This is a genomic window from Sphingomonas sp. Sphisp66, assembly GCF_047324325.1.
Classification (GTDB): domain Bacteria; phylum Pseudomonadota; class Alphaproteobacteria; order Sphingomonadales; family Sphingomonadaceae; genus Sphingomonas.
Map to the genome: position 1 here is coordinate 2,571,580 of NZ_CP168508.1, position 12,787 is coordinate 2,584,366.

Here is a 12,787-nt window from a genome sequence, read left to right on the forward strand (position 1 = left end):
TTACGCTACTCCTTCACTACGCCACGGCGCCGCCGAAGTGCGCCGCGCCACGCGCAGCGTCGCCGAACGGGCACGCGGATTACGGGCAACCTCCTCGTCGCTCGGCTTCACGGCCTTGGCGGGAGGTTCGAAACTGGGTGCGGCGGCGGCCGCCACTGCCGGGCGATGGCGCGAGCCGGCCGGCTCGCTGCCGCTGCGCTCGCGCAGGAAACGCTTCACCAGCCGGTCTTCCAGGCTGTGGAAGGTCACCACCGCCAGCCGGCCGCCCGGCTTGAGCACCCGCTCGGCCGCGGCCAGACCTTCCGCCAACTCGTCGAGCTCGCGGTTGATGAAGATGCGCACCGCCTGGAAGGTCCGGGTCGACGGGTCCTTCTTGTCGTGCGGCTTGTGGCCCAGCGCCTTGCGGACGACGTTCGCCAGCTCGGTCGTGGTAGTCAGCGGGCGCGCGCGGACGATCGCACTCGCCACGCGGCGCGAGCGTGGTTCCTCGCCGAACTGGTACAGCACGTCGGCGATGTCGCCTTCGTCGGCCGAGTTCAGCCACTCGGCGGCGGTCATCCCCTCGCCGGCCATGCGCATGTCGAGCGGCCCCTCCTGCTGGAAGGAGAAGCCGCGCTCGGCCTGATCGAGCTGCATCGATGATACGCCGATGTCCATGGTCACGCCGTCGACCGGCACGAGGCCACGGCTCTCGAGCTCGCTTTCCAGCTGGCTGAACGGCGCCTCGATCAGGATCAGCCGGCCACCGGCGGATGCGACAAGGGTTTGGCCGCCTTCGATCGCACGGGGGTCGCGATCGAAGGCGGCCACCTCGGCACCCCGCTCGAGGATGGCGCTCGTGTAGCCGCCCGCTCCGAACGTGCAGTCGACATGACGCTCGCCGGGCACAGGGGCGAGGCCGTCGACCACTTCGTGGAGCAGGACGGGGATATGCGGTTCGGTCGGGGAGCTCACAGCGTCACTCCCTTGGCCTGGCACAGATATTCGCAGATCTCGCGCAGCGTGGGGTCCGCGTCGGGATCGTTCATCAGGCGCTCGGGCGCCCAGATGTCGAAGGTTTCGCCGCTGCCGTAGAACAGCGCCCATTTCTGGATGCCCGCCTTCATGCGGAAGAAGGGCGGGATCACGAAACGGCCGGAATCGTCGAACGGGGCCTTCTCGACCTGGCCGAAGGCGCGGCGCTTGGCGCGCGGATCGGCGTCCTCGCCGCGATCGGCTGCCTGCTGCTCCTTGCGGTCGAGGCGCTCATACTTCTCCTTGGACCAGGAGAGGTCATGCGCCGACAGGCACGGGTCGTAAGGATGCAGGCCCACGACGATCTGGCGGATGTCGGAATTGCGCTCGGCGGCGGCGCGCAGGTCTGCGGGGATGGCGACGCGACCCTTCTGGTCGACCGCCTGGAGCGCAAATCCCTCGAAGAGCTCCCTGTCCGCCACGCCAAAACCCCAATGGACACGACTTCCCCGCCTCCGGAATCAACCCCCACGGCCGCTCCGGCGCTCTTGAACTGACGGAAAAAGGGCGTGCCCCCTCTTAAGCATTCTTTTTAGCAGAAATGCTCGGGGATTCAACGGGAGAATTGGGGATGGAGCGGGAATTTGCCCCACTCAGTGCCAATTTCAAGCCATGTTTTGCTTAGAATCGGCTTTTGTTCGCATTTGTTCTCGTTGGTCGCTCCGTAAAACCCGCAAATGCTAGGGGTAATTCCTGAAAGTGGGGCCAAATCCCGCCGGATCCCGGGAAAACCGCCCAAGTGGCGCAATTTCCCCGCTTTCCCGCACCAGGGTCTCGCGGGAGCTCCATCCGCGCCGCCAGACCAAACTTGCAAGGAACCGCAGAAATCCTGCGAGTCGCAGGAAAACCGGCGCCGATTAACCGAGTTTCGTGGGATTCAAGGCGCTTTCCGCCCCGATCGCAAGGAGATTGTGGATAAGCGCGCCACGTCCCTATCCTTTCCCCGACGAAGGCCGGGGCCCAGACCAAGCGGTGCGCGGCGAAGACGCGCCAAGGCGCGTGACTTTCAAGACTGGGCCCGGCCTTCGCCGGGGAAAAATAGAGATAGATTAGAGTGGGATGGAGCCAGGTGGGGCCAAATCCCCAACCACGCCCTAGCTCAGCGCGCCTCGCCGTTCTGCTGCGCTTCCTGCTGCCGCGCGATCTCGGCGGCGTCCGTCTTCTCGGTGGAGGCGGTGCTGGGCGCTGCGCCGAGTTCGGCGAGCGGCTCTTCCTTGATCTTCTCGCCCAGCGTGTTGCCGATCGCGGTCATGTTCGCCACCACGGCCGAGTTGGAGGCCCCGATCGCGGAAACCGCCTGTTCGCGATTGGCGGAAGTGAAGACCGCGCTCGCAAGCACGATCAGCACCGCCACCATGGCGAGCCCCGTCAGACCAACGCGTACGCGCTGCATCGTCTGGGCAGTATCAGGCGAACCCACACTCATATCTGTTGCATAAATGTAACGCCGAAGTGACCCATTGCCAAGATGGATCGTTCACGCAGTGGCGAGCCATCCCGGCACCGGCAACCCCTTCGCGGTTAACCATTCCGCATTGTAGAGCGTTGAAAGGTAACGGAAACCCGTGTCGCACAGGATCGTCGCGATCCGCTTGCCCGGGCCGAGCTGCCTGGCCAGCCGCACCGCGCCCGCCACGTTGATGCCCGAGGAGAGACCCAGGCACAGCCCCTCTTCCTTGAGCAGACGCTCGACCCATTCCATGCCCTCCGCGTCGGAGATGCGGAACTGCGTGTCGATCGGCGCGCCCTCGAGATTGCCGGTGATCCGCCCCTGGCCGATGCCCTCGGCGACCGAGCTGCCCTCGGACTTGAGCTCGCCGCACGCATAATAGCTGTAGAGCGCCGCGCCATGCGGGTCGCTCAGCGCGATGACGACGTCCTCGTCCTTGGCCTTCAGCCCCAGCCCGACGCCGGCGATCGTGCCACCGGTGCCCGCCGAGCAGGTGAAGCCGTCGATCCGCCCGTCCATCTGCACCCAGATCTCCTCGGCGGTGCCGTGGATATGCGCCTTGCGGTTGGCGGTGTTGTCGAACTGGTTGGCCCAGATCGCGTTGGGCGTCTCCTCGGCGATCCGGCGCGAGGTGTGGACGAAATGGCCGGGGTTCGAATAGGGCGCCGCCGGCACCAGCACCAGCTCGGCACCGAGCGCGCGCAGCGTGTCCATCTTCTCGCGGCTCTGCGTCTCGGGCATCACGATGATCGTGCGATAGCCCTTGGCATTGGCGACCAGCGCCAGGCCGATGCCGGTGTTGCCCGCCGTGCCCTCGACGATGCAGCCGCCCGGCTGGATCGCCCCGCGCTCCTCGGCATCCTTGACGATGTAGAGCGCCGCGCGGTCCTTCACCGAGGCGCCGGGATTGGCGAACTCGCACTTGCCGTAGATGTCGCAGCCAGTGGCCTCGCTCGGCCCTTTCAGGCGCACCAGCGGCGTGTTGCCGATGAGCGCCAGCGTGTCGGATGTCGCATGCATGGCGGCCTAGATGGAGCGCTTTCCCGCCCGCCGCAAGCAAGCGCTGGCACTTGGTCGAGAAGTCCCGCTTTCGACCTTTACGAAACGCTTATGCCCGCCCTGGAAATTCGTCTCGAAGCTTAACGCACCCCCACCCTATCTGACGCTCCGTTCACTTGAGGAGTGCATATGGTTTCGCGTTCCGAACATATCCTGCGCGTCGGCCAGGACACCGAAGGTCACTGGGTCGTGCAGGAACAGGACGGCATGCTCGAGGGGCTGTTCCGTTCCCGCGATGCCGCGATCCGCTTCGCCCTGTCCGAGTGCCGCGCCTTTCCGGGCTCGCGCATGGTGCTGGCCACCGCGCCGCTCCACTCGATCCTGTCGCACTGATGCATGACCGCGATCGTCGCGCTCGCCTGCGCGCTGCTCGTCCGCTTGCCGCGGAGCGCCGCACCCCATCCCACCGCCGGATTCCGGGATCCCTGTCGCTGAGGACCCGCCCCGTTTCCCAGGAGAAAGACCAATGACCGCAACCCAATTCTCGCTCGGCGGCCTGCTGCGCCGCGCGGGCCTGTCGACCGAGCCCGGAGGATCGCGACATGGCCCCTGCGACGCCCGCATCGCCCGGGCACTCGCCGAATTCCGCAACCATGGCCACCGCTCGGTCCGCATGCTCGACCTGGACTGCGCCGATGGCGGCCGCCTTCTCCGCGCCGCCGAGAAGGCCCGCGAACTGGGCTTCGTCTCGATCGAGGGCCGCGGCGTGTCGCTCTGGACCGCCGGCGTCCGCCACGCCCGCTGGCAGGCCGAGCTTGCCGCCCACCCCTCCACCGACCTGCATTTCGAGATCGCCGAGCCGATCGCCGCGCTCGCCTCCGAGCATGACGGCGCCGCCGACCTGATCTTCCTCTCCGAGCCGATGCCCTATCCGTGCAGCCCGCTGGGCGGCGCGCTGGCGCGGCTGGGCGGCAAGGTGCTCGCCGAGGGCTAGGCTGGCACGCCCGCCCGGGCCAGATGCGCGTCGAGCCGGCCGCCGAACCACAGGAAGAACATCCGATAGTCGGAGACCAGCGACCAGAGCGGATAGGTGAAGGTCGCCGGCCGGTTCTTCTCGACGCCGAAATGCGCCGCCCAGGCAAAGCCATAGCCGGCAATCGGAATGGCCAGCCACCACCACCAGCCCGCTCCGCCCAGCGCGAGCAGCAGGAACCACAGGGTCAGGATCGTGCCGACATAGTGCATCCCCCGCGTCCACGGCTTCGCATGCTCGCGCAGGTAGAAGGGCCAGAAGTCGCGATAGCGGGTGATCTTGTCTGCCATGTCGTGAAGCTACACCCGTTTCGCCTCTGTGCAAGCCATGGTAGAAAGCCCGGCACCGGAGGTAGAAAGATGGGCGCGCAGCTCAACATCAAGGATGCCGAGACGATTCGCCTGGCACGGGAACTCGCCGAGGCTACCGGCCAGCCGATCACCCAGGCAATCCGCGCCGCGCTCGAGCACGAGTTGCAGCGGCGCGAGGAGGAGACCCGGGGCTATCTCGCCAAGGTCAAGGAGATCAGTCGCGAGTTCCGCGCGGCGATGCCGGCCGACTGGCATGGCAAGACCTCGAAGGAGATCATGGACGAGATCTACGACGAGGATGGGCTCCCCAAGTGATCGTCGATACGTCGGCGATCATGGCGATCCTGCTGGACGAGCCGGATCAGGCCGAGATCGCGCTCAAATTGCGGTCCGACTTCATCCGCCGCATTTCGGCAGGCAATTGGATCGAATTGACCGTGGTCATCACCCGCCGCGCCGATCCGATCCTCCGCGCCAAGCTCGATGCCCTGCTCGCCTTGGCTCCAATCGAGATCGCTCCTGTCACTGCGGAGCAGGCCAAGCTCGGCGAGCAAGCCTATCGCAAATATGGCCAAGGCTCCGGCCATCGCGCCCGCCTCAACTTTGGCGATTGCTTCGCCTATGCCCTGGCCAAAGCGACCAGCGAGCCCCTGCTCTGCAAGGGCGACGATTTCGCGCTGACCGACATTCTCACCGCGTGACCGACCGCAAGCATAGTTTCCCGCCCGTCGTCGATGCGCGCACCCGCCTCCTCGTCCTCGGCTCGCTCCCCGGCGAACGCTCGCTCGCCGAGCAGCGTTACTATGCCCATCCGCAGAACCAGTTCTGGCGGCTGATCTCCCCCGCTGCAGGGCGCGACCTGACCACCCTCGACTATCCCGACCGTCTCGCCGCGCTGCGCGACGCGCATGTCGGGCTATGGGACGTCGTCGCCAGCGCCCACCGCACCGGCAGCACCGACGCCGCGCTGCGCGACGTCGAGAGGCATGACATCGCCGCGCTCGCCGCCACCCTCCCCGATCTCCGCGCCATCGCGTTCAACGGCGGCACCGCTTTCCGCACCGGCACGAAACAGCTGGGCGAAGCTGCCGACCGATACGCGATCATCGCCCTGCCTTCCTCGAGCCCGCTCCACACAATCGGCTTCGAGAGGAAGCTGCCGCAATGGGAGGCGCTGCGCAGCCTGCTCGAATGAGCCGCTCCAGCGGGACGCGATCTAGCGGGTGTTAGACACCGCATCCGCAGCATTATCCGCCGCATTTCCCGGCTCTACAGGCTGCGAGTTCAGCCCGTCAGCCGGCCGTTCCCCGGCACAGCCATGGAACTGCCTCTCACCGATTCGCATATCCGCAGTCAGCGGCCGTTCGATCGCAGGATCGCCGCTCTCGGTGCAATGGACATTGGTAAAGGTGATCGTCACCGGCTCCCCGGCCACGTCCTTGGTGTTCCACACCGCCTTGTCGGCATCGACCTGGGGCGACACCGGATAGAATTGGGTGACGCTGCCCTCGGCACCGCGCCCGGCAAAACGCGTGAGCGTGATCGAACCGGGCGCAACCTCCAGCGACCAGGTCAGCGCGTTGTCGGTGGCGCGCAGCGGCTTGTCGAGCGGCACCTCGCCCAGATGCGGTCCCCTGGGACTCGGCCTGGCGACCGGCTCCTCGGCCTTCTCGTCCGATCCGCAAGCCGCGAGCATGAGCAACGCGGCAATGGCAAGTGCGCGCATTGACCATCCCTCCTGCATCGACCCTGCGCGGTCCGAGCTGCAACGGTCAAGCCGCAAGCAAATTTCCCGGCCCATTACGGCTGTCCTACAAGATAATGTTCCTGTATTGTTCCATTCATGGCCGATCCGACTCCCTTCGATCCAGAGCCGCCCCGTCCAGCCGGGGACGCCTCGCCGCGTCCGGGGACCAGCGCGGAAGGCCTCGCGCGTGGATGTCGTGAACTTAGTGAACTTCCAGCCCCGATCCTCGCCTTTCCGCCCCGGCCGCTGCGCTGGCTGTACCTCGATCTCAACTCCTATTTCGCCAGTGTCGAGCAGCAGCTGAACCCGGCCCTGCGCGGGCGCCCGGTGATCGTCGCGCCGGTCGACAGCGACACCACCGTCGCCATCGCCGCCTCGGTAGAGGCCAAGAGATACGGCATCTCCACCGGCACGCCGGTCTGGGAGGCCAAGCAGCTGTGCCGCGACCTGCTGATCACCCCGGCCCGGCACGAGAAATATGTCGAGTTCCACGAAGCGATCCTGGCCGAGATCTGGAAGCATGTTCCGGTCACCCATGTCTGCTCGATCGACGAAGTCGCCTGCCGGCTGCTCGACAATGAGAATGACGAACGGGCCGCGATCGCCCTCGCCCACCGGATCAAGGCGGGCATCCGTGCAAATGTCGGCGTCTGTTTGACCAGTTCGGTTGGCATCGCGCCCAACCGTCTCCTCGCCAAGCTCGCCTCGGACATGCAGAAGCCCGACGGGCTCGTCGTGCTCAGCGCGCGCAACCTTCCTGAATGTCTGTATCCACTGCGTCTGCGCGACATCGCTGGGATCGGCGCCAAGATGGAGAAGCGCCTCGCGCAGGACGGGATCCTCGACATCCGACAATATTGCGCGCGCAGGCCGCGCGATGCCGGCAATGCCTGGGGCGGGGTGAATGGCGACCGGCTCTGGTATCTGCTCCACGGCGTCGAGCTGCCCGACAAGCCCGCCCAGAGCCGCACGATCGGGCACAGCCATGTCCTCTCGCCGCAGAAGCGCGGGCTCGAGCCCACCCGCCTCACCGCGCGCCGCCTCGCGCTCAAGGCAGCCAGTCGGTTGCGCCGCAAGGGCTATCGCGCCCGGCTGCTGGTGCTCCACGGCAAGTTCGAGGACGACAAGTCCAACTGGCGCGCCTCGATCCGGCTGCCGGGCACGCAGGACAGCTTCGTCGTGCTCCATGCGCTCGACCAGCTCTTCCCCCGCCTGGCCGAAGCGGGGCGCCGCCGACCTGGCGGGTTCCGCCTGCGCATGGTCGGGGTCACTCTGTGCGAGATCGAGGCGGTGGAGGGCGAGCAAGGCTCGCTGTTCTCGGCGCTCGATCCCGACGATCCGCTCGCCCGCGAGACCCGGACGCTCTCGCTCAGCCGCGCGATGGACCGCATTAACCAGAAGTTCGGGCGCAATGCCGTGTCAGTCGGGCCGCTGCACGGCGGCAGAATCGACCGGGTAGGCACAAAGATCGCTTTTGGACGTATTCCAGAAATGAGCGAATTCCATGAATGACATCGGTGTCTGTCATCGGATCGCAACATTACGGATATCATGCTGCGCCGCACAATCGTAATGTAACTCTATAACACGAATCGCTTGACGATTCTTTCTTGGTGAACGAAAGCTCCCGCCCGCTATGAACAAAGCCCCCATTTTTGCCGCCGCCGCCGTGCTCCTTTCGCTCGCGGCCTGTGAGAACAAGCCTGAGGAAGTGTCGGGCACCGCGCCCGATCCCCAGGCCGAAGCGCTGAAGAACGCCCCGAAGGTCGAGCTGCCGCCGTCGATCGAAACCTCGGTCTCGATGCGCTGCAAGGACAACAGCGTCGTGTTCGCCGACTTCTACAAGGGCGCCAAGCAGGTCCTGATCAAGGAAACCAAGGACGGCCCGGGCACCATGCTCAAGGCGCCGGAAGCCGGTCAGCCCTTCGTCGCCGAGGGCGGCTTCAAGGTCACCGGCACCGCCAAGAACGCCACGATCGAAGTTCCGGGCAAGGGCTCGCGCGCCTGCCACGGCTGATCGCTGCATCGAGAATTCCATCAGGGGCCGGCGGGCATTCCCGCCGGCCCTTTTTCATGCGAGCTTGAAGCGGAAGGGAGCGAATCCAGGTGGCAACGGTCGCGATCTACAGCCTGAAGGGCGGCGTCGGTAAGACGACCATGGCGGTCAACCTGGCCTGGGCCTCCGCCACGCTTTCCTCGCGCCGCACCCTGCTCTGGGACCTCGATCCCCAGGCCGCCTCCACCTTCCTGATCGAGCCACAGGGCAAGACCCGCGACCAGGCCCAGGCGATCTTCACCAAGGACGTCGCCCCCACCCGGCTGGTCCAGCACACCGCGGTCGACCGGCTCGACCTGATCGGCGCCGACACCTCGCTGCGCGGCCTCGACCTCACCTTCCACGAGCTCGACAAGAAGAAGCGGCTGGCCAAGCTGCTCGGCGAGCTCGACAAGGCCTATGACCGGATGCTGCTCGATTGCCCGCCGGGCCTGACCGAGACCAGCGAGCAGGTGATGCGTGCCGCCGACCTGATCGTCGTGCCGGTGATCCCTTCCCCGCTCTCCACCCGTGCCTTCGAGGAAGTCTCGGCGCATCTGGCCCGCAAGGGCGGCAAGGTGTCGTTGCTGCCGGTCCACTCGATGGTCGACCGCCGCCGCAAGCTCCATGCCGAAGCGGTGGCCGCGCATCCCGACTGGCCGGTGATCCCGATGGCGAGCATCGTCGAATCGATGAGCGTCCATCGCGCCGCCGTCGGCAGCTTCGCGCCGCGCAGCCCCGGCGCCCAGGCCTTTGCCGAGCTGTGGCAGGCGATCGAGCGCCGGCTGGCGGGCAAGAAACGTTGAGCCGCGCCCAGCCGCCCCAGCAGGAACTCGATCCCGACCTGGTGCTGCGCGCCTATGCCATGGGCGTCTTCCCCATGGCCGATCACCGCACAGCGGCCAGCGTCTATTGGGTCGAGCCCAAGCTGCGCGGCGTGCTGCCACTGGGCGGCTTCCACCTTTCGCGCTCGCTGAGGAAGGTCATCCAGTCGGGCCGTTTCCGCCTGACCGTCGATGCCGCGTTCGAGCGGATCATCCAGCTCTGCGCCGAAAGCGCCGCCGACCGGCCGGATACCTGGATCAATGGCCCGATCGAGCGGGTCTTCCTCGAGCTGCACCGCCGCGGCTTCGCCCATTCGGTGGAATGCTGGGACGGCGAGACGCTTGCCGGCGGGCTATACGGCCTGGCGCTCGGCCGTGCCTTTTTCGGCGAATCTATGGTCACCCGCGTGCCCAACGCGTCCAAGGTCGCCTTCGCACACCTCGTCGCACGGCTGCAGGCCGGCGGGTTCACGCTGTTGGATTGCCAGTTCATCACCGAGCATCTCTCGACGCTCGGCGCGATCGAGATCCCTCGGGACGACTATGTCGCGTTACTCGCCGGGGCGCTCGGCGATTCGGCGGCCGGGCTCGCGACCGGCGCGCCTTCGGTCGACGGCGACTTCTTCGCGCTCGACGCATTGCCCGATCCCGAGCCGCCCGCAGCAGGCGCCGGCACCGTGTCCGGGCCACTGTCGCGGAAGGTCATCGCGCAGCTCTTGGGCCAGACGTCGTAGATCGGGTGCTGGACGACGTTGAGCGCCGGGCGCTCCGCGAACAGCCAGCCCGAATGGACGCGGTGCCACTTCTTGTCGACTTCGAGCACATCGACCTGGACGAAGGCGCCGGTCAACTGGTCCGCTTCCCAGGGCGCGGTCTTGTCGCAGGCCTTGAGGCGGACGATCACGTCGCCGATTCGCACCGCCTGGCCCGGCTTCATCTTGAACTCGCGGGCTTCGCCATTGCGCTTGTTGAGGATGCCGAGCACCGCGACGCGCTCGTTCATCGGCGTCGCCGAAGCATCCTCGATCGCCTTGCCGTCGCGGTCGACGGTGATCACGTCGGCCGCCTGGCCGCCCGAGTCGCCGGTGGTGACGATCTCGTCCGAAGCCGTGTTGTTCGTCGGTCCGCTACCGCCGCCCGAGCATGCGCCGAGCGCGAGCAACAGCCCGGCCGCGGCGGCTCCGGCGCGGCGTGCGGTCATGCGCCGGGGGTCCAGGCCTCATAGTCGCCGGTGGCGCGGGCGCGGTGCCCGCCCTTCTCCAGCGCGCCGCTCGGGCGATAGGCGAGCTGCGAGCCGGTGAGGTTCGCCTCGGCCGGAATCTCCCAGGACTTGGGCGCCGGCAGCGCCTGGTCGGGCGCCGAATCGATCTGGTGGTGCAGCCAGCTGAACCATTCGGGCGGCACGCGGCTCGCATCGTTCGAGCCGCTGTAGATCACCCAGCGGCGCGGAATGCCGTTGGGGTCATGGCCGCCCTCATAATAGACGTTGCCCAGATCGTCCTCGCCCACGCGCGTCTTGCCGCGCAGGCCCATCCAGGTGCCGAAGGTGGCGCCGTTCCACCAGGTGAAGGGATTGAGATTGAGACCCATGGCCGCCGATTAGCGGGGAGCGCGGGGCGAGGCAATCCTTACTACTTCGCCCAGCGCACCTTGTCGCCCGCCTTGATGCCGAGCTTCGCCGAGACGCCGGCGTTGATCTCGAGCACCGCCTCCACCGGCTCGCCCGACTTCACGGTGTCCTCCGAGAAGGGCGCCGCATTCTCGCCGATGCGGGCGATCGTGCCGTCGCCGCGGATGAACAGGATGTCGAGCGCGGTGGGCGTGTTCTTCATCCAGAAGCTCGCCTCGCGCGGCGGGCCCTCCGCCGGATAGGGCGTGAAGAGCATGCCACCGTCCTGAGGGATATTGGTGCGGAACATCAGCCCCCGCTCCTGCTCCTCGGTGGTGCGGGCCAGCTCGACATGGAAGACATGTGGGCCATTGGCGCTCTCGACCGTGACTTCGGTCTTCTTCACCGCCTGCGCCGCCACGGGGACGGATTCCGCGGCGACCAGCGCCGCGCCGGGGACGAGCAACACCGCAGCGGCAAGCGCCACTCCCAACCCACGCACGAACTTCATTGTCTCAGCTGGTCCTTTCGACCGCCACCGCGAGCGGCCCTTTTTCGCCATCGACGATGCGCGCGACGAGCGGCTGGCCGGGCTCGACCTCCTCGATCTCGGCGCGGCGCAAGGTCTCCATATGGACGAATATATCGGCCGAGTCGGACTCGCGCACGAGGAATCCGTATCCCTTCAGCCGATTGAACCATTTCACCGACACCGGCTCGAACGGACCAGCCGAATCGATCATCCGCAGCCGGTCGACCCGGTCGGCCGGGCGCTTCGGCGCCTCGACCGCCTCACTGAGGTCGATCGAGAGAATCTCCTTCGCCTGCAGGCCCCGCTGCCGCTTGACGGCGGTGCACTCCACCCGAGCCCCCTCGGGCAGCGAGCGGCGGCCATGTTCCTGCAACACGGTGAAGTGAATGAGAATGTCGCCCACGGCGACGTCGTCAGCGACGAGAAAGCCAAAGCCACGCGTTACATCGAACCATTTCACGACACCGGCAAAGACCTGACCTTCGTCCGTCCGGTCCTCGCCAATCCCCCCGTCCAAGTTCGGCGTGTCTGTATAGTCGTTCTGCGCCACCTGTTGGTCAGCACGCATTTTCTGTTCCCCCGGAGGGTCATCTTAACATAGTATTTTCCATATGGAATTGCCTTTGTGACCGGCTCGTTTCAACCGGGTCCCAATATGGCTTCCGGGTCATCCCCCGGCGCCATCCGGACGATCGCACGGGCCAGTCCCGGCGCATGGCCTGCGCGGATCATCGCCACCATCTGCTTCTCCTGGAGCGGCCGCTCCGCCACCTCCCGGCCAAAGGGACCGATCCGCTTGCGCTTCGCGAAGGCGATCGCACTGGTCACTTCCTCCGCCTCGATCGAGGGCGCCAGCGCCGCGGCGTCCTCCTCCTCGACCCCGGCGAAGCGCAACGCCTCGCGGACCCGGCGGGCGCCCAGGCCGCGGCGCGCCATCGCCCCGGCCTTGGATTCGGCATAGAGCCGGTCGTTGACATAGCCGAGCCCGGCCATCCGCTCCGCCAAGCCTTCGGGATCAGGCGATTTTTCGCCGTCCCAGCCCCGCTCCCGCAATTTTCGGGACAGATAGGCGACAAGTTTGGCCCTTGTCGTAGCGTAACGTTCGACATAGCGGAGCGCGAAACGCTCCAGATCGGCGCTATTCAGCGGTGGCAGGGGGCGTCTCGGGACAGGCATGCGCCATGATTGTGCCACAGTGGCAACCGATTTTGAACGACAGTGCGTAGCAGAGGC

General features: G+C 66.7%; 19 protein-coding genes and 1 pseudogene. 9 read left to right on the top strand and 11 right to left on the bottom strand.

Annotated elements, in window-relative coordinates:
• From rsmH to ACEN8G_RS12150, 4 genes are all read right to left on the bottom strand, one after another.
• On the bottom strand, positions 1 to 954 hold the full coding sequence (gene rsmH / locus ACEN8G_RS12135; RefSeq protein WP_413416597.1) for a 16S rRNA (cytosine(1402)-N(4))-methyltransferase RsmH: 954 nt from the start codon (positions 952 to 954) through the stop codon (positions 1 to 3).
• Complete coding sequence (locus ACEN8G_RS12140) at positions 951 to 1,436, bottom strand: division/cell wall cluster transcriptional repressor MraZ (protein WP_413416599.1); 486 nt, start codon at positions 1,434 to 1,436, stop codon at positions 951 to 953. Before ACEN8G_RS12140 ends, rsmH begins: the two co-directional genes overlap by 4 nt.
• A 677-nt stretch (positions 1,437 to 2,113) precedes the next feature.
• The gene (locus ACEN8G_RS12145; RefSeq protein WP_413416601.1) at positions 2,114 to 2,407 is read right to left on the bottom strand and encodes a hypothetical protein; all 294 of its coding nucleotides are present in this window, start codon (positions 2,405 to 2,407) and stop codon (positions 2,114 to 2,116) included.
• Positions 2,408 to 2,491: 84 nt separating this feature from the next.
• Positions 2,492 to 3,484 (bottom strand): cysteine synthase A, encoded by a 993-nt coding sequence (locus tag ACEN8G_RS12150; RefSeq protein WP_413416603.1) that lies wholly within the window; start codon positions 3,482 to 3,484, stop codon positions 2,492 to 2,494.
• 168 nt (positions 3,485 to 3,652) lie between these two features.
• Between ACEN8G_RS12150 and ACEN8G_RS12155 the strand changes: the two genes are divergently transcribed.
• Both ACEN8G_RS12155 and ACEN8G_RS12160 read left to right on the top strand, forming a co-directional pair.
• Positions 3,653 to 3,856 (top strand): hypothetical protein, encoded by a 204-nt coding sequence (locus ACEN8G_RS12155; RefSeq protein WP_413416605.1) that lies wholly within the window; start codon positions 3,653 to 3,655, stop codon positions 3,854 to 3,856.
• Between the two features lie 133 nt (positions 3,857 to 3,989).
• Complete coding sequence (locus ACEN8G_RS12160; RefSeq protein WP_307120569.1) at positions 3,990 to 4,457, top strand: hypothetical protein; 468 nt, start codon at positions 3,990 to 3,992, stop codon at positions 4,455 to 4,457.
• Here ACEN8G_RS12160 and ACEN8G_RS12165 read toward each other — a convergent pair.
• A complete protein-coding gene (locus tag ACEN8G_RS12165; RefSeq protein WP_413416607.1) occupies positions 4,454 to 4,786 on the bottom strand; it encodes an Mpo1-like protein in 333 nt (110 codons plus the stop codon). The two genes, ACEN8G_RS12160 and ACEN8G_RS12165, sit on opposite strands and share 4 nt — an antisense overlap.
• Before the next feature lie 69 nt (positions 4,787 to 4,855).
• Between ACEN8G_RS12165 and ACEN8G_RS12170 the strand changes: the two genes are divergently transcribed.
• The 3 genes from ACEN8G_RS12170 to ACEN8G_RS12180 are packed head-to-tail and all read left to right on the top strand — an operon-like array spanning position 4,856 to position 6,002.
• Positions 4,856 to 5,122 carry a type II toxin-antitoxin system VapB family antitoxin gene (locus ACEN8G_RS12170; protein WP_413416609.1) on the top strand — a complete coding sequence of 89 codons (267 nt, stop codon included), beginning with the start codon at positions 4,856 to 4,858 and terminating at the stop codon, positions 5,120 to 5,122.
• On the top strand, positions 5,119 to 5,508 hold the full coding sequence (locus ACEN8G_RS12175) for a type II toxin-antitoxin system VapC family toxin (RefSeq protein WP_413416611.1): 390 nt from the start codon (positions 5,119 to 5,121) through the stop codon (positions 5,506 to 5,508). The genes ACEN8G_RS12170 and ACEN8G_RS12175 overlap by 4 nt, the downstream gene beginning before the upstream one ends.
• A complete protein-coding gene (locus ACEN8G_RS12180; RefSeq protein ID WP_413416613.1) occupies positions 5,505 to 6,002 on the top strand; it encodes a DNA-deoxyinosine glycosylase in 498 nt (165 codons plus the stop codon). The genes ACEN8G_RS12175 and ACEN8G_RS12180 overlap by 4 nt, the downstream gene beginning before the upstream one ends.
• A 21-nt stretch (positions 6,003 to 6,023) precedes the next feature.
• On the opposite strand, the gene ACEN8G_RS12185 is transcribed toward ACEN8G_RS12180, so the two are convergent.
• Positions 6,024 to 6,533 (bottom strand): hypothetical protein, encoded by a 510-nt coding sequence (locus tag ACEN8G_RS12185; protein ID WP_413416615.1) that lies wholly within the window; start codon positions 6,531 to 6,533, stop codon positions 6,024 to 6,026.
• A 117-nt stretch (positions 6,534 to 6,650) separates the two neighbouring features.
• Between ACEN8G_RS12185 and ACEN8G_RS12190 the strand changes: the two genes are divergently transcribed.
• The 4 genes from ACEN8G_RS12190 to aat all read left to right on the top strand — a co-directional run bounded on the left by ACEN8G_RS12190 (position 6,651) and on the right by aat (position 10,147).
• On the top strand, positions 6,651 to 8,066 hold the full coding sequence (locus tag ACEN8G_RS12190) for a type VI secretion protein ImpB (protein WP_413416617.1): 1,416 nt from the start codon (positions 6,651 to 6,653) through the stop codon (positions 8,064 to 8,066).
• A gap of 157 nt (positions 8,067 to 8,223) precedes the next feature.
• The gene (locus ACEN8G_RS12195) at positions 8,224 to 8,571 is read left to right on the top strand and encodes a hypothetical protein (RefSeq protein WP_413416619.1); all 348 of its coding nucleotides are present in this window, start codon (positions 8,224 to 8,226) and stop codon (positions 8,569 to 8,571) included.
• Positions 8,572 to 8,660: 89 nt separating this feature from the next.
• The gene (locus tag ACEN8G_RS12200) at positions 8,661 to 9,395 is read left to right on the top strand and encodes a ParA family protein (protein WP_413416621.1); all 735 of its coding nucleotides are present in this window, start codon (positions 8,661 to 8,663) and stop codon (positions 9,393 to 9,395) included.
• Positions 9,392 to 10,147, top strand: a complete 756-nt coding sequence (aat, locus tag ACEN8G_RS12205; protein WP_413416623.1) for a leucyl/phenylalanyl-tRNA--protein transferase — start codon at positions 9,392 to 9,394, stop codon at positions 10,145 to 10,147. Before ACEN8G_RS12200 ends, aat begins: the two co-directional genes overlap by 4 nt.
• Before the next feature lie 35 nt (positions 10,148 to 10,182).
• Here the strand turns inward: aat and ACEN8G_RS12210 are convergent.
• The 5 genes and pseudogenes from ACEN8G_RS12210 to ACEN8G_RS12230 all read right to left on the bottom strand — a co-directional run.
• Positions 10,183 to 10,614 (bottom strand): annotated as a pseudogene (locus ACEN8G_RS12210) (DUF2155 domain-containing protein); the annotation flags it as partial.
• The gene (locus ACEN8G_RS12215; RefSeq protein ID WP_413416625.1) at positions 10,611 to 11,003 is read right to left on the bottom strand and encodes an NADH:ubiquinone oxidoreductase subunit NDUFA12; all 393 of its coding nucleotides are present in this window, start codon (positions 11,001 to 11,003) and stop codon (positions 10,611 to 10,613) included. The gene ACEN8G_RS12215 and the pseudogene ACEN8G_RS12210, both read right to left, overlap by 4 nt.
• Positions 11,004 to 11,044: 41 nt before the next feature.
• Positions 11,045 to 11,533, bottom strand: coding sequence for a DUF192 domain-containing protein (locus ACEN8G_RS12220; protein ID WP_413416627.1), 489 nt, complete (start codon positions 11,531 to 11,533; stop codon positions 11,045 to 11,047).
• 4 nt (positions 11,534 to 11,537) lie between these two features.
• Positions 11,538 to 12,122 carry a cold-shock protein gene (locus tag ACEN8G_RS12225; protein WP_413416629.1) on the bottom strand — a complete coding sequence of 195 codons (585 nt, stop codon included), beginning with the start codon at positions 12,120 to 12,122 and terminating at the stop codon, positions 11,538 to 11,540.
• Positions 12,123 to 12,193: 71 nt separating this feature from the next.
• Positions 12,194 to 12,547: a regulatory protein RecX gene (locus ACEN8G_RS12230; RefSeq protein ID WP_413740573.1), complete on the bottom strand. Its 354-nt coding sequence runs from the start codon at positions 12,545 to 12,547 to the stop codon at positions 12,194 to 12,196.
• Positions 12,548 to 12,787: the final 240 nt, after the last annotated feature.